A 24,436-nucleotide genomic window follows, 5' to 3' on the forward strand; every position below is an offset into this window, starting at 1 on the left:
AACTGTCTTGTAATGCTTGTTCTGGCCGCATCGCCGGCAAGCCGCACACCCTCTGTTAGACTTGGCCTCTTTTGCCATGTCAACGGAGCAGCCCATGATCATCTCTACCACCAGCCAACTCGAAGGCCGACCGGTTGCCGAGTACCTCGGCGTGGTCAGCGCCGAATCGGTGCAGGGGATCAACTTCGTGCGTGATTTTTTCGCACGCTTTCGCGACGTCTTCGGCGGCCGTTCGCAGACCCTGGAAGGCGCGCTTAAGCTGGCCCGCGAGCAGGCCACCGAGGAGTTGCAGGCGCGGGCACGCCAGTTGCAAGCCGATGCGGTGCTGGGCGTGGACTTCGAAATCAGCATGCCATCGGTGCAGGGCGGCATGGTCGTGGTGTTCGCCACCGGCACGGCGGTGCGCCTGAAATAGCAATGTGCCATTGGTCGGGCAAGGGGATTTTGTCCGACTGGTCTGCAAATGACCGGCTAGTCTCACTTCATCAGGCCGCCGCTTCACTTGGGCAAACACGCTGTTTGCCGGCGCGGTCAGCATTGGAGGGAGTCACGGGCATGAACGAATCCTACTTCGAAGACTTGAACGATTCATTTCCGATCAACAATCAGGTGTGGTGCGGCCAGTCGGCGTTCCGGCTGGGTTTCGCCAACATGACCCTGGATGAGTCGGAGCAGCTGCAACCGGTGCACCTGCAGCGTGCCAAGAAGGGGCGCTTCACCCCGCGGCTACCGCCGAAAAAGTAAACCTGCACAGCGAACACCCCGCCCAACGGCGGGGTTTTTTTTGCATTCCTTGATCCTGCGCATGGCAACGCAGGGTCGTGCTCGTCGCAGGCCCGCCGCTGTGGTTTGCTTGCGCGATTCACTCGCGGAGTACCGATTCAATGCGTATCAGGGAAGAAACCTACTGGCAGTGGGCCGACCCACAGTTGCACAGCCGCAGCCACGACGAGGCGCTGAGCGACGGCACCTGCATCGAGGTGCAGGTGCGCCTGTCGCGCCTGGGGGCCACGCAGATGTTCCTTGGGGTGTACGCCCAGGGCGGCAGGGCGCTGGTGGAGGAGTACTACCCGGCGCGCCCCGGCGAAACCATGACCCGCGCGCTGGTGTGGGGCGTGGACCGGGCCCGTGCCCTGGCCACGGGTGCCTTGCCGCTGCCCGAGCAGGCGCCGCGCCGGCTTCAGGCCTGAGGGTGGCGGTTGCGGCTGGCCTGGACGATACGTTCGGCGGGCACCCGTAGCTGGCGCAACAGGTATTCGGCAAAGTCGATGGGCCAGGGTTGCAGGGCAATGGCCCGGGCCATGCAGTCCAGCCACTGCGCGCTGTGGCTTTCGTCGATCGGCCATTGCGCGTGGAACGACGGAATGGCGATCGAACCATAGCGCTCGCTGTACAGGCGCGGCCCGCCCAGCCAGCCACTGAGAAAGCACGCCAGCTTATCGCGCGAAGCAGACAGGTCCTGGGGGTGCATGCGCCGTAGGGGCACGGCATCCGGCCGCTCATCCATCAACCGGTAGAAATCGTCGACCAGCCGGCGCAGGCCATCGATGCCGCCGGCGGCCTGGTAGGAGGCATCGTCGGTGCCGTAGGTGGGGGTGTTCATCAAATGCTCCGCTGCACAGAAGCGGCCATTCTAGCAGGCATGAAAAAGCCCGGCCTTGTGGGGCCGGGCTCAAGCTGTGGTGGACGACGAGGTGTGTCAGTTCAGCGTGTCGATCACCTTGACTGCCTGGTGCTCGCGGGCACCGGGCCATTCTTGTTGCAGGGTCTGCAGCACGCGGCCGACGAAACCGGTGTCGGCGGCGGCTTTCTTGCCGACGTAGCCCTGGCCACGGCGGTAGACCTTGAAGCGGGCGCGCATGCTGGGCATGTGCGATTCGAATTCGTTTTCGACCGTGTTCGGCGGCAGGCGGTCCAGGCGTACTTCGCCGGACTGGCTGACCCACAGCAGATGGTCGTCGAGGCTGTCCTTGCGCGCGGCGAACAGCTGGGCCAATTGGTCGATGGTTGGATTGTTGTTCAAGTTCATCATAAAGCCCCCATTACCCTATTCGTTGGGTGAAGTTCGTTGTGAAGTTCACATTCGGCGCCACAACATGTAGCGCACTAACCAAAGCTGCTACAGCAGCATCGCAACAGGGGCTTTCTCACGCTGCCTTCTGGGCAGTTTCCCTCTCCACGGACGGCCTGCGTTACCGCGCAAGCCGTCTGGAACACCCTTGCCACCGCTCCCGATCAGGGAGACGGCCTCATCATGCCCAAGGCCCGGGAAGGGCGTCAATAGGTTTGTAGTGAATATTTTTAGTCACTACATGTTGTCCGACAATCCTGCATTTGCTGTCAGACCAAGCCGTTATCGCCGTGTTCAAGGAAGCCTGGGCGTTCCCGCAGTCGGGCATGGTAGGCCTCCAGCGCCGGCAGCGGCGGATGCTCCACCGGGGTGCGGAGCCAGCGGTTGAGCGACAGGCCGATGACCACGTCGGCCAGGCTGAAATCGCTTCCGGCGATGTAGGCGCCGGTGGCCTGCAGGCGTTGCTCGAGCAGGCCCATCCTGGCGGTCCACAACGCGCTGCTGGCGGCCAGCTGTGCCGGGTCCTGGTGGGCTGGCGACTGGCGCACCAGCGACATGAACGGGTAGCGCCAGGCGTCGTTGAGGTCGGTGGCCTGCCAGTCCAGCCACTGGTCCACGGCGGCCCGGGCGCGTGGCGCCGAGGGGTAGAGGTGGCCGCCGTCGTACTGGTTGACCAGGTAGCGCAGGATGCTGTTGGACTCCCACAGCACGAAATCGCCATCGACGATCACGGGCACCATGGCGTTGGGGTTCAGGGCCAGGAACGCGGGGGTGTCGGTGGCCTGGAAACCGCTGCCCCAGTCTTCGCGCTGGTACGGCAGGCCGAGTTCGGCGCAGGTCCACAGCACCTTGCGTACGTTGATCGACGAAGCCTTGCCGAGGATCTTCAACATGCTCATTGCTCCAGGCTGGACAGGATGCGTTGCGCGGCGCGCACGCGCTCCTCGTTGGGGTAGTTGCGGTTGGCGAGCAGGACGATGCCCATTTGTTTGGCAGGCACGAAGGCAACGTAGGCCCCGAAGCCGCCGGTGGCGCCGGTCTTGTTGTACCAGGCGGCAGGTTCGGCAGGCGCTGATGGGCTCAAGGCACGGGTGGCCTGGGGCTCGCGGATCATCTTCGCGCCGTTGCCGGCCAGCAGGGTGTCGAGCGTGACCGGATAGGGGTAGCGCTCCCAGCCCAGGCCCTGGGTCATCGCGCCGACCTGGAAGTAGCCGCCCTGGGTGATGGCGATGGCCTTGCGCAGGGCCGGGTCCAGCTCGGCGGGCTGCACCTGCAACTGCACGTAGCGCAGCAGGTCGCTGGCGCTGGTCTTGATGCCGTAGGCCTGGTCGGCATAAGGGCCCGGGTTCACCCGCACGGGTTTGTCGGCAGCATCGTAACCCTGGGCGTAGAGCCCGCGTTCCTTGGCCGGAACCTCAAGATAGGTGTGCCTGAGGCCCAGGCGTGGCAGCAGGTCCTGGGTCATCAGTTCGGCGAAAGGGCGCTGCTGCGAACGGGCGGCGAGGTCACCGAACAGGCCCAGGCTCGGGTTCGAATAGCAGCGCTGGGTGCCGTGCTCGGCAACGCGCTTCCAGTTTTGCAACCAGGCCAGGGTCTGCTCGGGCGTTTGCACCTCGTCCGGGAACTGCAGCGGCAGGCAATCGCCGCTGTAAGCGCCCAGCTCCAGCACGCTGGCGCTGCCGATTGGCGCTTTGGCCAGGGCCGGCTGGTAGCGGCTGGCGGGGGCGTTGAGGTCGAGCTTGCCTTCGGCGCTGGCCAGGGCGGCGAGGGTGGCGGTGAAGGTCTTGCTCAGCGAGCCGATCTCGAACAGCGTGTCGCGGGTCACGGCCTGTTTGTCGCGCTTGTCGGCCCAGCCGTAGCTGAAGTAATGCGACTGGCCATTGGCGTAGACCGCCACGGCCATGCCGGCGATGCCTTGTTCGCGCATCAGCGGCTGGATGATGCCGTCGACCTGGCTTTGCAGGTCATCGGCCAGCAGTGGTGGTGCTACGAAAACCAGGGCGGCGGTAAGCAGTGCGCGGTGGGTGCGGATCATCGAAAGGGGCTGTCCTTGTCAGGGGCGGGGTGGTGGTGTCCGTTGCGCGACACTGGCAGGGGTTCCAGCGTTAGCGGCGCAAGGCACGAAACCTTATCGTCTGGCCTTGCACAATGACAAGACGGAACCTGTGATGAAGTATTTGCGCATGCTGTTCGACAATTTCACCCTGGCCTTGCTCGGGGTGGTGCTGATTGCCACCGTGCTGCCCTGTTCCGGCGAGGGCGCGGTGATGTTCGGCTGGTTGACCAACCTGGCCATCGGCCTCTTGTTCTTCCTGCATGGCGCCAAGCTGTCGCGGGAGGCGATCATCGCCGGTGCCGGTCACTGGCGCCTGCACCTGCTGGTGTTCTCCTGCACCTTCGTGCTGTTCCCACTGCTGGGCATGGCGTTCAAGCCGCTGTTCGTGCCGCTGGTGGGCAATGAGCTGTACCTGGGTGTGCTGTACCTGTGCGCCCTGCCGGCCACGGTGCAGTCGGCCATCGCCTTCACTTCGCTGGCCCGTGGCAACGTGCCGGCGGCGATCTGCAGCGCCGCGGCATCGAGCTTGCTGGGCATCTTCCTGACGCCGCTGCTGGTAATGATGCTGCTCGGTGCGTCCGGCGATACCGGTTCTGGGCTGGACGCCGTGCTGAAGATCACCTTGCAACTGCTGGTGCCGTTCGTGGCCGGCCAGATCGCCCGGCGCTGGATCGGTGATTGGGTCAAGCGTAATGCGCACTGGCTGAAGCTGGTCGACCAGGGCTCGATCCTGCTGGTGGTCTACACCGCGTTCAGCGAAGCGGTGGTCACCGGCCTGTGGCACACCGTATCGCCGCAACACCTGGCCGGGCTGTTCGCCGTGTGCGGGATCCTGCTGGCGGTGGTGCTGTTGGGCACCCGTGTGCTCGGGCGCGTGCTGGGGTTCAGTGTGGAGGACCGCATCACCATCCTGTTCGCGGGCTCCAAGAAAAGCCTGGCCACTGGCGTGCCGATGGCCCAGGTGCTGTTCGTGGGCAGTGGTATCGGGGCGATGATCCTGCCCTTGATGCTGTTCCACCAGATCCAGCTGATGGTCTGCGCGGTCCTGGCGCAGCGTTATGCCGCGCGGGACTCTGCGGGTGAGGCGGCGACCGCAGGCTAGCCGAGCGTGCGCTCGATGCCGCCCAGTACCAGGCTCTCCATCAGCGCCAGGCCCTGGGCTTCGCCCAGGTCGCGCTCGCGCAACCAGCCTGGCAGCTGGTTGAGCAGGGTCGCCAGCACATGCCCGGTGGCGGCCAGGGCGGCGCCTTCGAGCCGTGCTTGCGGGGCGATCAGGCGCAGCAGGCCGGCCTCATAGCGCTCGCGCAACAGCAGCAGGCGCGCCTGCTGTGCCTCGCTGAGGCAACAGAAGTCGCGCTCGGCCAGGCGGAACTGCAACGGCCGTTCGCCATGCAGCTGCCAGTGCGCGGCAATCAGGCAGGCCAGCACCGGCTTGCCCTTGGCCAAGGCCCTGCGGCCCTGGTCGAGGGTGGCCTGGAGCTCTTCGTAGAGCTCCTCGATCAGGTCGTAGAGCAGGTCCTGCTTGCTGGGGAAGTGGTGGTACAACGAGCCCGCAGTCAGCCCCACGTGCGCCGCCAGCTCACGCATGCTGACCTGGCCGAAGCCCTTTTCGGCGAACAGCGCCATGGCCCTGTCACGCCGCTCTTCGAAGTTGGCACAGCGCATCGCCGCGTTGACCGGGGGCATGGCGTGCTCCTTAGTAGGTGAAGAAGCCGCGACCGCTCTTGCGGCCCAGATAGCCGGCGGCAACCATCTCCTTGAGCAGCGGGGCAGGGCGATACTTGCTGTCGTTGAAGCCTTCATGGAAGGCCTCCATGATCGCCAGCAGGGTGTCCAGGCCCACCAGGTCGGCCAAGGCCAGCGGGCCGATCGGCTGGTTGCAGCCCAGGCGCATGCCGGTGTCGATGTCCTCGGCACTGGCCAGGCCTTCCTGGCGCACGAAGATGGCCTCGTTGATCATCGGCACCAGGATGCGGTTGACCACGAAGCCCGGGCGGTTGCCGGCGGTGATCGGGGTCTTGCCGAGCTTTTCGGTGACCAGCAGCGCCTGGGCGTAGGTGCTGTCGCTGGTCTGCAGGCCACGGATGATCTCGACCAGGGCCATCATCGGCACCGGGTTGAAGAAGTGCACGCCGATGAAGCGCTCGGGGTGCTCGATGCTGGCGGCCAGTTGGGTGACCGACAGCGACGAGGTGTTGGTGGCGATCAGGCATTCGCTGCCGACGTTGACCGCCACCTGCTGCAGGATGCGTTGCTTGAGCTGCAGGTTCTCGGTGGCCGCCTCGATCACCAGCTGCGCGCTGGCCAGCTGTGCGTAGTCGGTGCTGGTGCGGATGCGGGTTTTCGCCGCCGCTGCGGTGCCTGCATCCAGGGTGCCCTTGTTGACCTGGCGATCGAGGTTCTTGCCCAGGGTGGCCACGCCACGCTCCAGCGCAGCGTCGGACACGTCCACCAGCAGCACCTGGTAGCCGGCCACCGCGCACACCTGCGCGATGCCGTTGCCCATGGTGCCGGCGCCGATAACGGCGATCTGTTCGATGGTCATGTTGCCGGCTCCTTACACGCGTTCGAAGACGACGGCGATGCCCTGGCCGCCGCCGATGCACATGGTGGCCAGGGCGTAGCGGCCCTGCACACGCTGCAGTTCATGGATCGCCTTGGTGGCGATGATTGCGCCGGTGGCGCCCACCGGGTGGCCCAGGGAAATGCCCGAACCGTTGGGGTTGACCTTCTCCGGGTCGAAGCCCAGGGCGCGGGATACGGCGCAGGCCTGGGAGGCGAAGGCTTCGTTGGACTCGATCACATCCAGGTCGGCGACGTTCAGGCCGGCCTTTTCCAGCACTTTTTTGGTCGCCGGGATCGGGCCCAGGCCCATCAACTCAGGTTCGACGCCGGCATGCGCGTAGGCCACCAGGCGTGCCAGCGGCTTGAGGCCCAGGCGTTGCACGGCGTCACCGGTGGCCAGCACCAGGGCGGCGGCGCCGTCGTTGATGCTGCTGGCGTTGCCGGCTGTGACGCTGCCGTCTTTCTTGAACGCAGGCTTCATGCCGGCCAGTTGCTCGGCGCTGGCTTCGCCACGCACGTTTTCATCGACGCTGAACTGCACGCTGCCTTTGCGGGTCTTGATCTCGATCGGCACGATCTGGCTGTCGAAACGGCCTTCGGCAATGGCGCGGGCGGCGCGGCGCTGGCTGGTCAGGGCCACTTCGTCCTGCATTTCGCGGGTGATGCCATGGGCCGCCGCGACGTTCTCGGCGGTGATGCCCATGTGGAAGTGTTCGAACGGGTCCTGCAGGATGCCGACCATGTAGTCGATACCCTGCAAGTCACCCATGCGCGCGCCCCAGCGGGCCTGTGGCAGCAGGTACGGGCCGCGGCTCATGGATTCGGCGCCGGCAGCCAGGGCGATGTCGCTTTCACCCAGCAACAGGCCCTGGGCGGCCGAGACGATGGCCTGCAGGCCCGAACCGCACAGGCGGTTGACGTTGAAAGCGGGGGTTTCCTTGGGCACGCCGGCATTCATCGAGGCCAGGCGGCTCAGGTAGGCGTCGCGGGGTTCGGTGGGGATCACGGTGCCCATCACCACGTGGCCGATCTGCTCGGCGCTCACACCCGAGCGCTCGATGGCGGCGCGGGTCACCTGGGTGGCCAGGTCGGCCAGCGGCAGGTCCTTGAGCGAACCGCCAAAACTGCCGATGGCCGAACGCACTGCGCTGACAACGTAGATTTCTGTGCTGCTCATAAAGGCTCCGTTTGCAAAGACATGGCGGGGCGGGGGCCGGCTCTGCGAGAATGGCGCCGCCTCAGGGTGGATCGAGTCTAGGCAAAGGCCTCAAGGCGGCCTATGCCGGATCTGTTCAGTCAACCTGGCATTTTTTGCCACTCAGCATAGACAGCGAACTTCAGCCATGCGCGATAGCGATACGGTCGCGGTGTACTTTCTCAACGCCATGCTCCACGCCTTGCGAGAGCGCCCGCAGGCGCGCGATGCCCACCTGCGCGCGGTAGGCATCGAGCCTGCGTTGTTGGCGCAGCCCCAGGCGCGGGTACCGGCCAAGGCCTTCGCCCAGTTGTGGCTGGCGTTGATCGACGAGCTCAACGATGAGTTCTTTCACCTCGACAGCCACGGTATGCCGCTGGGCAGCTTCGCCCTGATCTGCCGTGGGTTGATCCAGGAGCCCAACCTGGACAAGGCCTTGCGCCAGTGCCTGAGCAGTTTCGCGCTGTTTTTGCGTGACCTGCACGGCACCGTCACGGTACGCGGTGCGCGTGCGGTGATCAGCGTGCAGTCGAGCATCGAAGACCCGCTGACCCGGGTGTACGCCGAGGAAACCTACCTGGTGCTGGTGGTCGGCCTGCTGTGCTGGCTGGCCGGGCGGCGCATCGCCATCGACCGTACCGAGCTTGCGTTGACGCGCCCGGCCCAGGAGGACGACGCCTTGTTGTGGGGGCCGGACCTGCGCCTGGGCAGTGGCCGCACCGAGGTGGAGTTCGACAGCGCCTGGCTGCGCTTGCCGGTGATGCAGGATCTGCCTGCCCTGAAGACGTTCCTGCGCAGTGCGCCCCAAGGGCTGGTGATCCGCTTTCGCAACCAGAACGGGCTGGTGGCGGAGGTGTACCGCCACTTGCGCGCCCGCCACTATGGGCAGTGGCCAACCCTGAACACCATGGCCGAGCGGCAGCGGCTCAGTGCCAGCAGCTTCCGCCGCCAGTTGGAGCGCGAAGGGCGTTCATACCAGCAGATCAAGGACGAAGTGCGCCGGGCGATGGCCTTCGAGCTGTTGCGCGAGGGTTGCCTGAGCATTGCCGAGATTGCCGAGCAGACCGGCTTCCAGGAGCCCAGCGCGTTTCACCGGGCGTTCAAGAAGTGGACCGGGCAGAGCCCGGGTAGTTACCGGGCCAGGCTTAGAGTGGTCTAGAGCCATCTCTGCTCAGATGCCATGAACTTGTGTTTGATTCGAGCCCGCTGGGGCCGCGCAGCGGCCCCAATTACGGTTAGGGCTCAGGCCGGCACCATCGCAAAGCCCACGCCAAAGCGATTCCAGGCATTGATGGTGGCGATGGCCAGGGTCAGGTTGGCGACTTCCTTGGGCTCGAAGTGCTCCTGCAGCGCTTCGTATTCATCCTGCGGCGCGCCATGCTCGGGCAGGCGGGTCAGGCTCTCGACCCAGGCCAGGGCGGCTCGCTCGCGTGGGGTGAAATAGCGGGTTTCACGCCATACGCTCAAGGTCTGCAGGCGGGCTTCGGTCTCGCCGGCCTTGCGCGCATCGTTGGCGTGCAGGTTGACGCAGTAGGCGCAGCCGTTGATCTGCGAGGCGCGCAGGCGGATCAGCTCGAGCAGCGAGTGCTCCAGCCCCGATTGGATCAGGGCCTGCTCGAGGCCGACCATAGCTTTGTAGGCTTCTGGGGCAGCTTTGGCCCATTCGATACGTGCGTGCATGGTGGTTCTCCGGGAAGGTGATGAGGCGTGGTGCCACCTTAACGCCGCCCGGCAGCGCGCCGAATAGCCAATCCCGCGCTTTGCCAGGAGGCCAATCCGGCATTCGCCTGGCCACTGAGGTGCATCCAATCTCTTCATTTCTACCGCTGCGGCCAAGCCGGGATAATGGCCGGGTCAATTGCGGAGTACCGATTCATGTCCCAAGAACACTTCATGCGCGAGGCCCTCGACCTGGCCCGCGCCAATATCCAGGCCGGTGGCCGCCCGTTCGGTGCCGTGCTGGTGTACCAGGGCCAGGTGATCGCCCGCGCGGTCAACGAGATCCACAGCACCCTGGACCCGACCAGCCACGCCGAGATGCAGGCCATCCGCCAGGCCGCCCAGGCTTTGGGCCGGGCGCGCCTGGACGGTGCCGAGATCTACGCCAGTGGCCACCCATGCCCGATGTGCCTGGCGGCCATGCACCTGTGCGGTGTCGAGCGCGCCTGGTTTGCCTATGGCAACGACGAGGGCGAGCCCTACGGGCTGTCCACCGCCGCGGTGTACGCGCAGATGGCCCGCCCGCCGCAGCAGCAAAGCTTGCCGTTGCGCCCGCTCAAACCCGCTGGCGAAGCGGGCCTGTATGCCCAATGGCAGCAGGCCAGCCAGGCATGAGGGGGGCGTTGAACCTGTTGCTGGTGGTGTTGCTGGCACTCAACCTGCGGCCGATCCTCACCAGCATCGGGCCACTGCTCGAGCCCATGCGCCAGAGCACGGGCCTGGGTTACCAGCAGGCGGCATTGCTGACGGCGCTGCCGGTGCTGTGCATGGGGCTGGTGCCGTTGTTGCAGCCGTGGCTGCGGCGCTGGCTGAGCGAGCATGGCGGCATGCTCGCCGGGTTGTCGGCGATTGCCCTGGCCTGCCTGTGGCGACTGCAACTGGACAGCGCCTGGGCATTGATCGCCAGTGCGGTGGTCGCCGGGCTGGGTGTGGCGCTGGTGCAGGGCATGATGCCGGGGCTGGTCAACCGCTGGTTCCCCACGCGGCTGGCGGCGACCATGGGCTTGTATTCGGCAGCCCTGATGACCGGTGGCGGCCTGGCGGCGGTGCTGGGCCCCTCCATCACTGCGCACTTTGGCCATTGGCAGGCGGGGCTGGGCGTCTGGGCCTTGCCTGCGTTGCTGGCGGTGGCCGCCTGGATCGCCCTGCGGCCACGCCAGGCCACCCCCAGGTTGGCCGGCACGGGTGGCGGGCACTGGTTTGGCAATCGCCGCGCCTGGCTGCTGGCGCTGTACTTCGGCCTGATCAATGGCGGCTACACCAGCATGGTGGCCTGGCTGCCGGCCTATCACCTGGAGCATGGCGGCACGGCCCAGGGCGGTGGTGAGCTGGTGGGGTTGATGACCATCTTCCAGGTGACCGGCGCCCTCGGCTTGCCGCTTTTGCTGCGCCGCCTGGCGGATCGTCGGCCTGGTTTGTGGTTGGCGCTGCTGATCCAGCTGGGCGGCTTCCTCGGCCTGCTGCTGGCGCCGGCCAGCGCCATGGGCCTGTGGGTGGCGATGATCGGCCTGGGCCTGGGCGCGTGCTTCAGCCTCAGCCTGACGCTGACCCTCGAACACCTGCGCACGCCGGCCGAAGCCGGCAGCCTGGCGGCCTTCGTCCAGGGCGTGGGGTTCATCGTCACCGGCATCGTGCCGTACATCACCGGCTGGCTGCGCGATGTCAGCGGCGACTTCCAGGCGTCCTGGGCCCTGCTGACCTGCACCGTGCTGGCCATGCTGCTGGTCACCGCGCGCTTCGCCCCCGGTGGCTATGCCCGGGCCATCGCTCGGCCTGGGCAGGCAGGCGCTGCAGCGCTCAACTGAGGCGCTGCAGGGTATCGCGGACCCGATCCAGCGCCGGGTCGATATCCAGCAGTTCGATGGCGCCGAAGCCCAGCAGCAACCCCGGGCGTACCGGGGCCTCGCTGAAGAACGGCGCCAACGAATAGAGCCCCACCTCGACCTTGCGCGCCAGGTTGATCAGCAACTCCACATCGACCCCCGGCTTGGCCAAGGCGCTCAGGTGGAACCCCGCACTGGCCGGCACGGCCTCGAACCAGGGCGCCAGGTCGCCGCCAAGGCGCGCCAGGATTCGTTCGCGGCGGGCGCTGTATACCTCATGGCAGCGACGGATGTGCTTGCTCAGGTGGCCTTCGCCAATGAAGCGCGCCAGGGCCCATTGCTGCAGGCTCGGGCTGTGCCAGTCGGTCAGGTGCTTGGCCACGCAGGCGGCCTGCAGCACCGCCGGCGGCAGTACCGCATAGCCCAGGCGCAACTCGGGCAGCAAGGTCTTGGAGAACGTGCCGACATAGGCCACCAGCCCGTGGCGGTCCAGGCGCTGCAAGGCCTCGGCGGCCGGCCCCTGGTAGCGGAACTCGCAGTCGTAGTCGTCCTCGATGATCAGCGCACCCAGCGCGGCGGCCCGTGCCAGCAACGCCTGGCGTCGCCGTGCGCCCATGGGCATGCCCAGCGGGAACTGGTGCGAGGGGGTGACGTAGATCAGCCGGGTACCGGCCTCGATCTGTTCTACGCACAGCCCCTCATCGTCCACTGGCACCGACTGCACCTGTGCGCCGAGGGCCAGGAACAGTTGCCGGGCCGGTGGGTAGCCGGGGTCCTCCATGGCCACCTTGCAGCCCGGCTCGACCAGCACCCGGGCGATCAGGTCCAGGGCCTGCTGGGCACCATTGCACACCAGCACATCGGCGGCGCTGCAGTGCACGCCCCGGGCGAACGCGATGTGGTGGGCGATGGCTTCGCGCAACTCAGGCAACCCCTGTGGCGAGAACTGCCGCTCGGTGTGCCGCTGACTGCGCCGCAGGGCGTATTGCAGGCAGCTGCGCCACTGGTCGTAAGGGAACTGCGCCTTGCTCGAGGCGCCGCCGATGAAGTCATAGCGCGAGGGGGCATCCAGCGCGCGGCGCCCCAGCACCGTAGCGCGCAGGCGCCAGCGCTCCAAAGCGTCGGCAGCGGCCAGCGGGATGGCCTCGGCGGCGTCGGTTTGTATGGGCTGGCGAGGGGTGATGAAGGTGCCGCGGCCGACCACGCCACTGAGCAGGTTGTCGTAGGTCAGGCGCGAGTAGGCTTCGGCCACGGTCTTGCGTGATACGCCCAGCTGCTCGGCCAACAGGCGCGTTGGCGGCAGCTGGGTGCCGGCAGCCAGGTGGCCGCTGTCGATGCCGGCGCGCAATTGCTGGTAGAGCTGGTCGGCAAGGCCTTTGCGGCCTTCGAGGCGGATGTGCAGTTCCATCGGGGGCTGTGTCCGAAGCGCAGGGGTGTCAAAGCTTCGGGGTTCGCGCGGCAAGCTGCAAGAGGGCCGAACAGGCGGCCCTTGCTCAACGCGTCAAAGGCGGGCGGTGCTGATGGTGATATAGCCCTTGACGGGCAGGGCGATGCGGATCACCGTCTCGTCCTGCGGTGCCTTGCGTTTCTGCCGGATGCTGATGCCATCGACGGCCGCGGCCTGCATGTGCGTCGGGATGGCGCGACCCTGTTGGTCGAAGAAGGCTTCGCTGGCCAGCAGTTCGACGCGCTCGATCAGTTGGCGGGTGTGCTCGTCGGTGGCGCAGAAAAAGCGCACGCCGGACAGGTGCGGGTTGTCATCGGGGTTGCTGACCTCATGGGCCAGCAGCTGGCGCAGGGTGTGTTGCAGGGCTTCGGTGTGGCGGGCGTGGCTGGGCATGGTGGGGCCTCGTCGGGTGGGCTGGCCGCGCAGGGCGGGCATGACGACATCCAGGTCCGATCATGTTTTTGCAGGCGTAAGACGGAAAGCGGGCTGCTTCCGACTGAGCTGTAGGAAGAGTCATAAATTATGCGAGTGCCCCGCGCCTTGCCTTGATCCGGATCATCGCTGTCGCCGGTATGCCCGCTGCGGCACAATGGCCGACCTGTTCCCCTGCGTAGCGCCGAGGTTTGCCATGCACAGTCACTTCCAGCCCGTCGACCTGACCAAGGCCTATCGCCTGCTCAACCACGGCCCCACCGTGCTGGTTTCGGCCAGCCATGCCGGGGTCGACAATGTGATGGCGGCCGCCTGGGCCTGTGCCCTGGACTTCGACCCGCCCAAGGTGACCGTGGTCCTCGACAAGAGCGCCCGTACCCGCCAGTTGGTGGAGGGCAGTGGCTGGTTCGTGCTGCAGGTGCCCAATGCCGCCCAGGCACGGCTCACCCACCAGGTGGGCAACCAGAGCCTGTTCGACCAGCCCGACAAGTTGGCGCGTATCGGTGTCGAACTGGCCCGCGTCGAGGGGTTCGAGGCGCCGCTGGTCAACGGTTGCTCGGCCTGGCTGAGGTGCCGGGTGATCGACGAGCCGCACAACCAGCAAACCTACGACCTGTTCATCGGCGAAGTGGTCGCGGCCTGGGCCGATGACCGGGTGTTCCGCGACGGGCACTGGGCCTACGAGCATGCCGACCCCGACTGGCGCAGCCTGCATTACGTGGCGGGCGGGCACTTCTATGCCATCGGCGAACCCCTGGTGATCGACCAGGGCGAATGAACCGAGCCCGTCATTCCCCGCAGCAGTGCGGTTTGCCAGGGGCGCCTTCATAGCGGTCGTGGTGGCGCACCCAGTCCATCGTCCCGCCCTCATTGCGCCCCAGTGGGGCCAGGTCGAGGAAGTTGTAGGTATTGACCAGGATGTCCAGCCCGCGGGCGTAGGTGGAGTAGGTGTGATAGACGCTGCCGTCGCGGTCGCGAATGAACGCGCTCAGGCCCGGAAGCTCCGCCTCGTCGCCTGAGTAGGGCGCGTAGTTGTACTCGGCGCTGCCATCGGTGGCCACGCTCACGCCAAAGTCCTGGTTGAAACGGCTGCCGTGGGAGGAGTACCAGGGAAAGCGCCAGCCCATGCGCTGGCGGAACGCCTGGAATTCGCCATAGGGTGCCCGTGATACCGCCACCAGCGACACGTCGTGGTGAGCCAGGTGCAGGTTGGCGCCGTCGAAATGGTCGGCGAGGAAGGAGCAGCCCGGGCAGCCTTCGTGCCAGCCATCCGCGAACATGAAGTGGTAGACCAGCAGTTGGCTGCGCCCGGCGAACAGGTCGGCCAGGGCCAGCTCGCCGTCGGGGCCGTGGAAACGGTAGTTTTCTTCAACCTGTACCCAGGGCAGGGCACGGCGGGCGGCGGCGAGTTCGTCACGCTGGTGGGTGAGGGCTTTTTCATGCAGCCAGAGTTGCCGGCGGGCGGCGAGCCATTGGCTGCGGGTGACCACGGGGTGATTGTTGTCGGGCGTGTTCATGAGGCGCGCTCCGCGCTGGGGGATTCATTGAGTGGTCGAATGGGCGTTCGAGGAATCGACGGGGAGCGGGCGGGGGCGACGAGTGGTGGGGTGGGGTTGGTTGTTTATGGCTTGAGAAAGTGTGTGGGCTGACAGGTGCCTGCCTGGACATCTCCAGCGCCCTTGAGATCGAGCGCCGCCCGCGCGGCGCATCGCGGGACAAGTCGCATCGGCGCACCGCCGCTCCCACATCTGTTTCGGGCCAGTCTGTCCTGTGCCATCACCTGGTCCGCCTTGTTGGTACGACGCGGTATCAAGGTGGGCACTGCTGGCGCCTCGCCCAACTTGAGGCATGCACCAAAGCGGGCAGCGGTACCCTCACAGGCATAATTGGCCCGAAACAAATGTGGGAGCGGGCTTGTCCCGCGATGCGCCGCGCGGGCGGCGCTCGATCTGATAGGCGCTGGAGATATCCAGCCGGACACCTGTCAGCCCACATCCAATCTCAACCTTCTCCCTGCATCCGCTCAATCAAAGCCCACAACCGCGGGTCATTGAAATCGTCGATCACCAGCCGCGCCCCAGCCTCATGCAAGCGCTCAGCCGTCTGCGTGGTAGCCAAGCCCACCGTATAAATCCCGGCATCGCTGGCCGCCTTGACCCCCGGCAACGAATCCTCAAAAGCCAGCGCCTGCCTGGCTTGCGCCTGCAAACGCTGCAGCCCGGTCAGGTAGGGCAGCGGGTCCGGCTTGGGCCTGGCCAGCTCATCGGCCACCAGCACATGCTCGAAACGCCCACTCAGCCCCATGGCCGCGAGCATGTGCTCGGCGTTCAGGCGCGGCGCATTGGTCACTACGCACACGCCCACCGCATGCTGCCGGGCATGGTCGAGCAGGCGCAGCAGGCCGGGCAGGGGTTCGAGGCTCGGAGACAGTTCGCGGAACAGCGCCTCCTTGCGCTCGGCCAGGGCCTGGCGCTGGGCCGCATCGGCCTGCGGGAACAGATCGGCGAACAGCAAACCGTTGGAGCGGCCGCTGACCTGCAGGTCGAACTGCTCCTGGGTCAGTTCGCGGCCATCGTAATCGTGCAGGAGCTGGCGGAAGGCCTGCAGGTGCAGGGTATCGGTGTCGGTGAGGGTCCCATCGAGGTCGAACAGCAAGGCGGTAAGCATCGGGCATCCTGGCGTTGAAGAATCAATTCAGCAGCATCATAGCCAAAGCCGACGACGAAGGGGGCTGTTCAGTGTTTCACAAAAAGAGTACAAATGTGCTCCATGGACAATCTGACTCCCAAACGCCGCGCCATTCTCGATTTCATTCGTGAGCGCATCACCGAACATGGCCAGCCGCCCTCGCTGGCCGATATCGCCGAGCGCTTCGGTTTTGCCTCGCGCAGCGTGGCGCGCAAACACATCACCGCCCTGTGCCAGGGCGGCTTCATCGACGTCACCCCCAACCAGGCGCGCGGTATCCGCCTGGCCGAGCCGCTGCGCCGGCCGGAGATTCTCGAACTGCCGGTGCTCGGCCAGGTCGCCGCAGGCGCGCCCATCGGCCCCGATCTCGACATTCACGAGCAACTGCTGCTCGACCCCAGCCTGTTCCGCCGTACCCCCGACTACCTGCTCAAGGTGCGTGGCGACTCGATGGTCGACGACGGCATCTTCGATGGCGACCTGGTCGGCATCCGCCAGCAGGGCGAGGCGCGCGACGGCCAGATCGTGGTCGCCCGGCTCGACGGCGAGGTCACCATCAAGCGTCTGCAGCACACCCGCGACGGCTACCGCCTGTTGCCACGCAACCCGCACTACCAACCCATCGACGTAGGCCCCGAGCACGAGTTCTTCATCGAAGGCGTGTTCTGCGGCTTGCTGAGGCGTGACTGATGGGCGCGGTGGTCGACCTCGACCGGCTGCTCGACCAGCGCCAGGTATGGCGCGGCCGGCAGGCCCAGGCCCGGCCGACAGGCTTGCAGCCCAGCGGGCATGCTGCGCTCGATGCACGGCTGCCAGAGGGCGGCTGGCCGGCGGCGGCATTGAGCGAGTTGTTACTGGCCAGCCCAGGCGTGGGTGAGCTGCAGTTGCTCTGGCCGACGCTGGCACGGCTGACCGCCGCCAGTGAGCGGGTCGTGCTGGTGGCTCCACCCTTTATTCCCTATGCCCCGGCCTGGCAGGCAGCGGGTGTCGACCTGCGCTGGCTGGTGCAGGTCGACAGCGAGCGCGACGATGCCCTGTGGGCCGCCGAGCAATGCCTGCGCTCGGGCAGTTGCGCGGCGGTGCTGTGCTGGCCGGAACGCGCCGATGACAAGGCCTTGCGTCGCCTGCAGGTGGCGGCGGAAACCGGCAACGCACTGGCGTTCGCCTGCCGCTCGCAGCAGGCCGCGCTCAACCCGTCACCCGCCGCGCTGCGGATCGCCATCGACACCCGTCCGCCCCAGTGGCGGGTGCTCAAGTGCCGGGGTGGCCTGCCCCCCGCCAACCCCATTGCCCGGGGTTGAAGCACCATGCTCTGGGCCTGCATCCTGTTCCCGCAGTTGGCGCTGGACAGCGTCCTGCGCCAACGCGACGACCCTGACACCCCTCTGGTGCTGTTGGGAGGGCCTGGCCAGCGCCGTGTGCTGCAGGCGGTCAGCCCGGCCGCCGCCAGGCTGGGGTTGCGCGCCGGGCAGCCGCTGCCCGCTGCCCGCGCCCTGGCCGATGGTTTCACCTGCGTTGAGGTCGAGCCCGCGTGCATCGACCAGTTGCAACAGCTGCTGGCCGCCTGGGCCTACCGGTTCAGCGCCCAGGTCAGCCTGCATTATCCGCGTGCGCTGCTGCTGGAGGTGGGTTCGAGCCTGCAACTGTTCGGGCCCTGGCCGCTGTTCGAGGCGCGCCTGCGTGAAGAGCTGGCCGGGCTGGGCCTGCGCCAGCGCATTGTGCTGGCCAGCAATCCGGTGGCGGCGCGGATGCTCGCCAATGCCCACGATGGGCTGGCCGTGACCAGCCCAGACGAAACCCGGGCAGCCCTGCTCGACCTGCCCATCGAACGGGCCGGCCTCCCACCTGAGGCCAGTGTGGCCTTGGCACGCATGGGCCTGCACCGGCTGGGCCAGGTCCTGGCGCTGCCCCGTGATGCCCTGGCCCGGCGCTTCAGCAGCCAGGTGCAACTGCACCTGGATCAACTGTTCGGCCAGCGCTCGCTGGGGCTGGCGTTCTACCAACCGCCCGAGTACTTCGAAGCACGGCTGGAGCTGAACTTCGATGTCGAGTCGCACCAGGCCCTGTTGTTTCCCTTGCGCCGGCTGCTCAACGACCTGGCGGCGTTCCTTGCCGGGCGTGATTGCGGCGTGCAGCGGTTCGAGCTGTACCTGGAGCACGTCGAGGGCCCGGATACCGTGCTCAAGGTTGGCCTGCTGGCTGCCGAGCGTGATGCCGCAATGCTCTTCGAACTGGCGCGAGGGCGCCTGGAGCCGCTGCGCATTCCGGCGCCGGTGCGCAACCTGCGCCTGGTGGCGGCCGATCTGCCGCCGTTCGTGCCCCAGCATCAGGCATTGTTCGACCCACGCGCCCGGCAGGCACAACCCTGGGAGCAACTGCGCGAACGCCTGCGTGCACGCCTTGGCGATGAAGCCGTCAAGGGCCTGCGTGCCGAAGCCGATCATCGTCCCGAATGTGCCTGGCAGGGTGCGGAGCAGGGCGCGCCAGGCCCTTTGGTCATGGCGCCGGGCAGCCGCCCCGGCTGGCTGCTGCCTGAACCCCAAGCGTTGCCCGAGGCTGGCGTACAACTGCTGGGGCACGCTGAACGCATCGAGTCCGGTTGGTGGGACGGCGGTGATGTGCGGCGTGATTACTACCGTATCGAAACCCGCGATGGCCTGCGCGGCTGGGCCTTCCGTGACCTCGCGGCCCCCGGGCCGCTCTGGTTGCAGGGCTGGTTCGCGTGAACGGCCAGGGCTACGCAGAGCTGCATTGCCTGTCGAATTTCAGCTTCCAGCGCGGCGCCTCCAGTGCCGACGAACTGTTTCGCCGTGCCCGTGAACTGGGCTACCAAGCCCTGGCGATCACTGACGAGTGCAGCTTGGCGGGCATCGTCCGGGCCTGGCAGGCGGCCCGTGAGCATGGCCTAAAGCTGATCGTGGGCAGTGAAGTGCAGGTGGAGCAGGGGCCGAAGCTGGTGCTGCTGGTGCAGGACCTCGGCGGTTACCAGAACCTGTGTGCGCTGATCACCCGGGCTCGGCGCCGGGCGCCAAAGGGCAGCTACCGGCTGCTGGCCCAGGACCTTGCGGCCCATCATCAGGGCTTGCTGGCGTTGTGGGTGCCTGAAGCCGATGCGCCTGTCAGTGTCGGGCAGCAACTGCATGCACTGTTCGGCGAGCGCCTGTGGCTGGCCGTGCATCTGCATCGCGCAGCCGACGATGGTGCACGCCTGGCACAGCTGTACGCCTTGAGCGCACAGCTGGCCGTGCCGCTGGTGGCCTGCGGCGATGTGCACATGCACGTGCGGGGGCGTCGCGCGCTGCAGGATTGCATCACCGCGATCCGCGCCCATTGCCCGGTGGCCGAGGCGAGGCGTTTGCTGTTCGCCAATGGTGAGCGCCATCTGCGCCCGCTCGATCAATTGCACGAACTCTATCCCTCGCACCTGCTGGCCGAAACCCTGGTCATCGCCGAGCACTGCAGCTTCGATCTTTCGGCGCTGAAATATCAGTACCCGCGCGAACTGGTCCCTGAGGCTCATACGCCCGCCAGCTGGTTGCGCCATCTGTGCGAGCAGGGCCTGCCCAGGCGTTGGCCCAACGGGGTAACCGACAAGGTGCGCGGCCTGCTGGACAAGGAGCTCGCGCTGATCGAGGCACTGGGCTACGAGAGTTACTTCCTCACCGTGCACGACATCGTCGCCTTCGCCCGCAGCCAGCACATCCTCTGCCAGGGCCGCGGTTCGGCGGCCAACTCGGTGGTGTGCTATGTGCTGGGCATCACCGAGCTCGACCCCACGGTGCACCGCCTGTTGTTCGAGCGCTTTCTGTCACGCGAGCGCAACGAGCCACCGGACATCGACGTGGATTTCGAGCACGACCGCCGCGAAGAAGTGATCCAGTATGTGTTCCGCCGCTATGGCCGGCACCGGGCCGCGCTCACCGCAGTGGTCAGCAGTTACCACGCCGCCGGGGCGGTACGCGATGTGGCACGTGCGCTGGGGTTGCCAGCCGATCAGGTGGACGCCCTGGCCAAGTGTTGTGGGCGCTGGAGCGACCGCATTCCCGATGCCGAACGCCTGGCCGAGGCCGGTTTCGATGCACAGAGCCCCTCGCTGCGGCGCATCCTGGTACTGGCCGGCGAGCTGATCGGTTTCCCCCGGCACCTGTCGCAGCATCCGGGTGGTTTCGTCATTTCCCAGCAGCCCCTGCACGAACTGGTGCCGGTGGAAAACGCAGCGATGGAAGACCGCACGGTGATCCAGTGGGACAAGGACGACCTGGACATGGTCGGCCTGCTCAAGGTCGATGTGCTGGCGCTGGGCATGCTCAGCGCGCTGCGCCGCTGCTTCGACCTGATTGCCCTGCACCGTGGGCGCGAGCTGACCTTGGCCAGCATCCCCGGAGAGGACCCGGCCACCTACGCCATGATCAGCCGTGCCGAAACCATGGGCGTGTTCCAGATCGAATCGCGGGCGCAGATGGCCATGTTGCCCAGGCTCAAACCCACTACCTTCTACGACCTGGTGATCGAAGTGGCGATCGTGCGGCCGGGGCCGATCCAGGGCGATATGGTCCACCCCTACCTGCGCCGCCGACTGGGCCAGGAACCGGTCAGCTACCCCTCGGAAAAACTGCGTGATGTATTCCACCGTACCTTGGGCGTGCCCCTGTTCCAGGAGCAGGTGATGGAACTGGCGATGGTCGCTGCCGACTACAGCCCCGGCGAGGCCGACCAGTTGCGCCGCAGCATGGCAGCGTGGAAGCGCCACGGCGGCCTTGAACCCCACCGGGTCAGGCTGATCGAGGGCATGCTGCGCAATGGCTACGAGCTGTCTTTTGCCGAGCGCATCTTCGAGCAGATCAAGGGTTTTGGCAGCTATGGTTTTCCCGAGTCCCACGCCGCCAGTTTCGCCCTGCTGTGCTACGCCAGCAGTTGGCTCAAATGCCACGAGCCGGCGATCTTCACCTGTGCCTTGATCAATAGCTGGCCCATGGGTTTCTACAGCCCCGACCAGCTGCTGCAGGAAGCGCGTCGGCAGGGCATTGAGGTACGCCCGGTGGACGTCGAGCACAGCCAGTGGGACTGCACCCTGGAGCCAGTGGGCGAGGGCGCGTTGGCCATTCGCCTGGGGTTGCGGCAGATCCGCGGCTTTGCCGAAGGCGATGCCCGGCGCCTGGAGCAGGCGCGGGCACAGCGGCCCTGGCGCGATGTCGAGGACCTGTGCCTGCGCGCCGCGCTCGACAGCCGCGCCTGTGCCCGGCTCGCCGATGCCGGTGCGCTGCGGGCGCTGGCCCGCGACCGGCACCAGGCGCGCTGGCAGGTGGCGGCAGTGCAGGCGCAACTGCCGCTGTTCGCCCAGGTCGAGGCAGCACCAGAAACGCCGGTCGAGCTGCCCGTGCCCAGCGTGGCCGAGGACCTGGTGGCCGATTACGACACCCTCGGCACCACGCTCGGCCCGCATCCGCTGGCCTTGCTGCGCCCGCGCCTGCGCGCCTTGGGCTGTCGCAGTTCAGCGCAACTGGCCGAAGTCGAGCATGGCGACAGCATTGCCGTGGCCGGCATCGTGGTTGGCCGCCAGCGGCCGCAAACGGCCAGTGGGGTGACTTTCGTCACCCTCGAGGACGAGCATGGCATGGTCAATGTGGTGGTCTGGCGAGAGCTGGCCGAACGGCAGCGAAGGGCGTTGGTGGGGGCGCGGTTGCTCAAGGTGAGCGGGCGGCTGGAGCAGGAGAAGGGTGTGCGCCATCTGATCGCCCGGCGGTTGGAAGACATAAGCCCCCTGCTGCAGGGGCTGGATGTGCGTAGCCGCGACTTTCATTGACCGCAATCGCGGGGCAAGCCCGCCCCCACGAGGGATGCATGGTCCTTCGTGGGAGCGGGCTTGCCCCGCGATAAGGCCTACACCATCGCCAACCGCTGTTTGCGCGTCGGTGGCACAAACGCCTGGTCAATCGCCTGCAAGTCCGCCTCGGTCAGCACCAGGTCCTGCGCCGCTGCATTCAAGCGCACATGCGCCGGGCTCACGGCCTTGGGAATCGCAATCACCCCTTCGCCACGCGTGACCCATGCCAGGCTCACCTGCGCCGGCGTCGCAGCATGGCGCGCAGCAATGTCAACCAGCACCGGGTGATGCAGCAGTCGCCCGGCCTGGGCCAACGGGCAGTAAGCCATGGTCGGCAACTGCTGCTGGCGGCTCCAGGGCAGCAGGTCGAACTCGATGCCACGCTCGGCCGGGTTGTACAGCACCTGGTTGGTGGCGCAGGCCGGGTTGTCCAGTTCCTGCAGGTCATCCAGGTCGAAGTTGGATACGCCCCAGCGGCGGATCTTGCCCTGCTCGATCAAGCGCTCGAAGGCCTCGACGGTTTCCTCGAGCGGATACTGCCCGCGCCAATGCAGCAGGTACAGGTCGATGCACTCGGTACCCAGGCGCTTGAGGCTGCGTTCGCACGCCGTCGGCAAGCCGCGCCGGCTGGCGTTGTGCGGGTAGACCTTGCTGACCAGGAACACCTGGTCGCGACGCCCGGCGATGGCCTGGCCGACCACCTGTTCGGCGCCGCCCTCGGCGTACATCTCGGCGCTATCGATCAGGCTCAGGCCCAGGTCGATGCCTTGCTGCAGGGCTGCCACTTCGGCCGCCTTGCTCCCTGGGTTTTCGCCCATGTACCAGGTGCCCTGGCCAATGGCCGGCACGCGGGTCCCTGCCAGATTCACGTAACGCATGTCACCTCCTGTGGATGGGTATGGGTCAGCAACACGTCGAGCAGCGCTTCGGCGGCCCGCGACAGTTTGTGGTCGGCCAGGGCGATCACGCCGATGCGCCGCTCCACGGTGGGTTCGACTAGCGGCACGCAGCGTGCGCCGAGCTCTTGCATCTGGCCGATGCACAGGGCCGGCACGGCGCTCACGCCCAGGCCGCTGGCGACCATGCGGCCGATGGTCGACAGCTGGTGGCTCTCGAATGCCACCGCCAGCTTGCCGTGCCCGGCCACCAGGTGCTGTTCGAGTAACAGGCGCACTGCCGACGGCCGTTGCAGGGCGATGAAGTCTTCTGCCAACAGCTCGTGCCAGCGCACCTGGGGCTGGCGGGCGAGGGGCGAGTCGGCGGGCACCACGGCGACGAAACGGTCCATGTACAGCGGGTGGAAGCGTAGCGCCTCGCTGCCGTCGGGCTCGAAACCGATGCCCAGCTCGACGCGGCGGTGGCGCACCAGTTCCAGCACCTGCTCGTTGATCACGTCGTGCACCGTGACGTTCACTTTCGGGTAGCGCTGGCGGAACACTTTCAGCGACTGCGGCAGCAAGTTGCCGGCGAAGGAGGGCATGGCCGCCACCGACACCCTGCCCAGCTGCAGGGTGAAGCGCTGGCGCAGCATCTCTTCGGTGTCGTCCCAGTCGGCCAGCAGGCGCCGGGCCAGGGGCAGCAGCACCTCGCCCTCGGGGGTAAGGCTGACGCTGCGGGTGGTGCGGGTGAGCAGGGCGCCGCCGAGGTTGTCCTCCAGCGCCTTGATGGTCAGGCTCAAGGCCGGTTGCGACACATGCAGGTGCTCGCCGGCCTGGGCGAAGCTCTGGTACTTGGCCACGGTGACGAAGGCGCGCAGTTGCTTGACGTTCATGGCTGGCTTGCCCTTTGTTTTGCAAAAGTTATCAATCGATGACGAAAACAAAATTAACAAATCAGTCGGCTACAGTGAAGATGACCATACGGTTCCAACAACTACAAAAGGCGACTGAGCATGGCCGGACTGGACAAGCGTGTAGCAACCTACGAAGAGGCCCTGGCAGGCCTGACCGACAACATGACGGTACTGGCCGGCGGCTTCGGCCTGTGCGGCATCCCGGAAAACCTGATTGCCCAGATCAAGCGCCTGGGCGTCAAGGGTCTGACCGTGGTCTCCAACAACTGCGGCGTCGATGGCTTCGGCCTGGGTGTACTGCTGGAAGACCGGCAGATCCGCAAGATGATCGCCTCCTACGTGGGCGAGAACGCCGAATTCGAACGCCAGCTGCTCAGCGGCGAACTGGAAGTGGAACTCACCCCGCAAGGCACCCTGGCCGAGAAGATGCGCGCAGGCGGCGCCGGCATTCCAGCCTTCTTTACGGCCACCGGCTACGGCACCCCAGTCGCCGACGGCAAGGAAGTCCGCGAGTTCAAAGGCCGCAAGTACATCCTCGAAGAGTCGATCACCGGCGACTTCGCCATCGTCAAGGGCTGGAAAGCCGACCACTACGGCAACGTGGTGTATCGCAACACCGCGCAGAACTTCAACCCGCTGGCCGCCACCGCCGGCAAGATCACCGTGGTCGAGGTCGAAGAGATCGTCGAGCCCGGCGTGCTGCTGCCCAGCGAGATCCACACCCCGGGCATCTACGTCGACCGGGTCATCGTCGGCACCTTCGAGAAGCGCATCGAAAAGCGCACCGTCAAGGCCTGAGCGCCATCCTCAAGAACAACAAAGAG

General features: G+C 66.6%; 27 protein-coding genes. 13 read left to right on the forward strand and 14 right to left on the reverse strand.

Annotated elements, in window-relative coordinates:
- Positions 1 to 94 precede the first annotated feature (94 nt).
- The 3 genes from DM373_RS22945 to DM373_RS22955 all read left to right on the forward strand — a co-directional run bounded on the left by DM373_RS22945 (position 95) and on the right by DM373_RS22955 (position 1,190).
- On the forward strand, positions 95 to 415 hold the full coding sequence (locus DM373_RS22945; RefSeq protein WP_110995759.1) for a YbjQ family protein: 321 nt from the start codon (positions 95 to 97) through the stop codon (positions 413 to 415).
- A gap of 140 nt (positions 416 to 555) precedes the next feature.
- Complete coding sequence (locus DM373_RS22950; RefSeq protein ID WP_110995760.1) at positions 556 to 744, forward strand: hypothetical protein; 189 nt, start codon at positions 556 to 558, stop codon at positions 742 to 744.
- A gap of 140 nt (positions 745 to 884) precedes the next feature.
- On the forward strand, positions 885 to 1,190 hold the full coding sequence (locus DM373_RS22955; RefSeq protein WP_110995761.1) for a hypothetical protein: 306 nt from the start codon (positions 885 to 887) through the stop codon (positions 1,188 to 1,190).
- On the opposite strand, the gene DM373_RS22960 is transcribed toward DM373_RS22955, so the two are convergent.
- The 4 genes from DM373_RS22960 to ampC all read right to left on the reverse strand — a co-directional run bounded on the left by DM373_RS22960 (position 1,181) and on the right by ampC (position 4,106).
- Positions 1,181 to 1,603, reverse strand: a complete 423-nt coding sequence (locus tag DM373_RS22960; protein WP_110995762.1) for a group II truncated hemoglobin — start codon at positions 1,601 to 1,603, stop codon at positions 1,181 to 1,183. The genes DM373_RS22955 and DM373_RS22960 overlap by 10 nt on opposite strands.
- 96 nt (positions 1,604 to 1,699) lie before the next feature.
- Complete coding sequence (locus tag DM373_RS22965; protein WP_110995763.1) at positions 1,700 to 2,032, reverse strand: hypothetical protein; 333 nt, start codon at positions 2,030 to 2,032, stop codon at positions 1,700 to 1,702.
- Between the two features lie 308 nt (positions 2,033 to 2,340).
- Positions 2,341 to 2,964: a glutathione S-transferase family protein gene (locus DM373_RS22970; protein WP_110995764.1), complete on the reverse strand. Its 624-nt coding sequence runs from the start codon at positions 2,962 to 2,964 to the stop codon at positions 2,341 to 2,343.
- Between the two features lie 2 nt (positions 2,965 to 2,966).
- Positions 2,967 to 4,106 carry a class C beta-lactamase gene (gene ampC, locus DM373_RS22975; RefSeq protein WP_110995765.1) on the reverse strand — a complete coding sequence of 380 codons (1,140 nt, stop codon included), beginning with the start codon at positions 4,104 to 4,106 and terminating at the stop codon, positions 2,967 to 2,969.
- 133 nt (positions 4,107 to 4,239) lie between these two features.
- Here ampC and DM373_RS22980 point away from each other — a divergent pair, with 133 nt between their 5' ends.
- Entirely contained in the window at positions 4,240 to 5,229 is a 990-nt protein-coding gene (locus DM373_RS22980; protein WP_110995766.1) for a bile acid:sodium symporter family protein, read from the forward strand.
- Here the strand turns inward: DM373_RS22980 and DM373_RS22985 are convergent.
- From DM373_RS22985 to DM373_RS22995, 3 genes are read right to left on the reverse strand one after another with little or no spacing between them, the layout of a single operon-like run.
- A complete protein-coding gene (locus tag DM373_RS22985) occupies positions 5,226 to 5,813 on the reverse strand; it encodes a TetR/AcrR family transcriptional regulator (protein ID WP_110995767.1) in 588 nt (195 codons plus the stop codon). The two genes, DM373_RS22980 and DM373_RS22985, sit on opposite strands and share 4 nt — an antisense overlap.
- 10 nt (positions 5,814 to 5,823) lie before the next feature.
- Positions 5,824 to 6,672, reverse strand: a complete 849-nt coding sequence (locus tag DM373_RS22990; protein ID WP_110995768.1) for a 3-hydroxybutyryl-CoA dehydrogenase — start codon at positions 6,670 to 6,672, stop codon at positions 5,824 to 5,826.
- 12 nt (positions 6,673 to 6,684) lie between these two features.
- Positions 6,685 to 7,869 (reverse strand): acetyl-CoA C-acyltransferase family protein, encoded by a 1,185-nt coding sequence (locus tag DM373_RS22995; RefSeq protein WP_110995769.1) that lies wholly within the window; start codon positions 7,867 to 7,869, stop codon positions 6,685 to 6,687.
- A 166-nt stretch (positions 7,870 to 8,035) separates the two neighbouring features.
- Between DM373_RS22995 and DM373_RS23000 the strand changes: the two genes are divergently transcribed.
- Positions 8,036 to 9,046: an AraC family transcriptional regulator gene (locus tag DM373_RS23000; protein WP_110995770.1), complete on the forward strand. Its 1,011-nt coding sequence runs from the start codon at positions 8,036 to 8,038 to the stop codon at positions 9,044 to 9,046.
- Between the two features lie 83 nt (positions 9,047 to 9,129).
- Here DM373_RS23000 and DM373_RS23005 read toward each other — a convergent pair whose 3' ends face one another.
- On the reverse strand, positions 9,130 to 9,567 hold the full coding sequence (locus DM373_RS23005; RefSeq protein ID WP_110995771.1) for a carboxymuconolactone decarboxylase family protein: 438 nt from the start codon (positions 9,565 to 9,567) through the stop codon (positions 9,130 to 9,132).
- Between the two features lie 195 nt (positions 9,568 to 9,762).
- Between DM373_RS23005 and DM373_RS23010 the strand changes: the two genes are divergently transcribed.
- Together DM373_RS23010 and DM373_RS23015 are read left to right on the forward strand one after the other, a co-directional pair.
- Complete coding sequence (locus tag DM373_RS23010) at positions 9,763 to 10,221, forward strand: nucleoside deaminase (RefSeq protein ID WP_110995772.1); 459 nt, start codon at positions 9,763 to 9,765, stop codon at positions 10,219 to 10,221.
- Entirely contained in the window at positions 10,218 to 11,411 is a 1,194-nt protein-coding gene (locus tag DM373_RS23015; RefSeq protein WP_110995773.1) for a cyanate transporter, read from the forward strand. The genes DM373_RS23010 and DM373_RS23015 overlap by 4 nt, the downstream gene beginning before the upstream one ends.
- Here the strand turns inward: DM373_RS23015 and pdxR are convergent.
- Together pdxR and DM373_RS23025 are read right to left on the reverse strand one after the other, a co-directional pair.
- The gene (pdxR, locus tag DM373_RS23020; protein WP_110995774.1) at positions 11,404 to 12,837 is read right to left on the reverse strand and encodes a MocR-like pyridoxine biosynthesis transcription factor PdxR; all 1,434 of its coding nucleotides are present in this window, start codon (positions 12,835 to 12,837) and stop codon (positions 11,404 to 11,406) included. The genes DM373_RS23015 and pdxR overlap by 8 nt on opposite strands.
- 93 nt (positions 12,838 to 12,930) lie before the next feature.
- Positions 12,931 to 13,269: a hypothetical protein gene (locus tag DM373_RS23025; protein ID WP_110995788.1), complete on the reverse strand. Its 339-nt coding sequence runs from the start codon at positions 13,267 to 13,269 to the stop codon at positions 12,931 to 12,933.
- 235 nt (positions 13,270 to 13,504) lie between these two features.
- Between DM373_RS23025 and DM373_RS23030 the strand changes: the two genes are divergently transcribed.
- Positions 13,505 to 14,086, forward strand: a complete 582-nt coding sequence (locus DM373_RS23030; RefSeq protein WP_110995775.1) for a flavin reductase family protein — start codon at positions 13,505 to 13,507, stop codon at positions 14,084 to 14,086.
- 10 nt (positions 14,087 to 14,096) lie between these two features.
- On the opposite strand, the gene DM373_RS23035 is transcribed toward DM373_RS23030, so the two are convergent.
- Both DM373_RS23035 and DM373_RS23040 read right to left on the reverse strand, forming a co-directional pair.
- Positions 14,097 to 14,825, reverse strand: a complete 729-nt coding sequence (locus DM373_RS23035; protein WP_110995776.1) for a DUF899 domain-containing protein — start codon at positions 14,823 to 14,825, stop codon at positions 14,097 to 14,099.
- A gap of 484 nt (positions 14,826 to 15,309) precedes the next feature.
- Entirely contained in the window at positions 15,310 to 15,975 is a 666-nt protein-coding gene (locus tag DM373_RS23040) for an HAD family hydrolase (RefSeq protein WP_110995777.1), read from the reverse strand.
- Between the two features lie 102 nt (positions 15,976 to 16,077).
- On the opposite strand from DM373_RS23040, the gene lexA reads away from it, so the two are divergent.
- Genes lexA through DM373_RS23060 form a run of 4 tightly spaced genes read left to right on the forward strand, consistent with a single transcriptional unit; the run spans position 16,078 to position 21,799 of the window.
- Positions 16,078 to 16,686: a transcriptional repressor LexA gene (gene lexA / locus DM373_RS23045; RefSeq protein ID WP_110995789.1), complete on the forward strand. Its 609-nt coding sequence runs from the start codon at positions 16,078 to 16,080 to the stop codon at positions 16,684 to 16,686.
- Positions 16,686 to 17,297, forward strand: coding sequence for a translesion DNA synthesis-associated protein ImuA (gene imuA / locus DM373_RS23050; RefSeq protein ID WP_110995778.1), 612 nt, complete (start codon positions 16,686 to 16,688; stop codon positions 17,295 to 17,297). The genes lexA and imuA overlap by 1 nt, the downstream gene beginning before the upstream one ends.
- Positions 17,298 to 17,303: 6 nt before the next feature.
- Positions 17,304 to 18,722 carry a Y-family DNA polymerase gene (locus tag DM373_RS23055; RefSeq protein ID WP_110995779.1) on the forward strand — a complete coding sequence of 473 codons (1,419 nt, stop codon included), beginning with the start codon at positions 17,304 to 17,306 and terminating at the stop codon, positions 18,720 to 18,722.
- A complete protein-coding gene (locus DM373_RS23060; protein WP_208642827.1) occupies positions 18,698 to 21,799 on the forward strand; it encodes an error-prone DNA polymerase in 3,102 nt (1,033 codons plus the stop codon). Before DM373_RS23055 ends, DM373_RS23060 begins: the two co-directional genes overlap by 25 nt.
- 77 nt (positions 21,800 to 21,876) lie before the next feature.
- On the opposite strand, the gene DM373_RS23065 is transcribed toward DM373_RS23060, so the two are convergent.
- Positions 21,877 to 22,698 carry an aldo/keto reductase gene (locus DM373_RS23065; protein ID WP_110995781.1) on the reverse strand — a complete coding sequence of 274 codons (822 nt, stop codon included), beginning with the start codon at positions 22,696 to 22,698 and terminating at the stop codon, positions 21,877 to 21,879.
- The gene (locus tag DM373_RS23070; protein WP_110995782.1) at positions 22,686 to 23,591 is read right to left on the reverse strand and encodes a LysR family transcriptional regulator; all 906 of its coding nucleotides are present in this window, start codon (positions 23,589 to 23,591) and stop codon (positions 22,686 to 22,688) included. Before DM373_RS23070 ends, DM373_RS23065 begins: the two co-directional genes overlap by 13 nt.
- 120 nt (positions 23,592 to 23,711) lie before the next feature.
- Between DM373_RS23070 and DM373_RS23075 the strand changes: the two genes are divergently transcribed.
- Positions 23,712 to 24,410 carry a CoA transferase subunit A gene (locus tag DM373_RS23075; RefSeq protein WP_110995783.1) on the forward strand — a complete coding sequence of 233 codons (699 nt, stop codon included), beginning with the start codon at positions 23,712 to 23,714 and terminating at the stop codon, positions 24,408 to 24,410.
- The last annotated feature ends 26 nt before the right edge of the window (positions 24,411 to 24,436 follow it).

The organism is Pseudomonas sichuanensis (genome assembly GCF_003231305.1).
Taxonomy (GTDB): Bacteria; Pseudomonadota; Gammaproteobacteria; order Pseudomonadales; family Pseudomonadaceae; genus Aquipseudomonas; species Aquipseudomonas sichuanensis.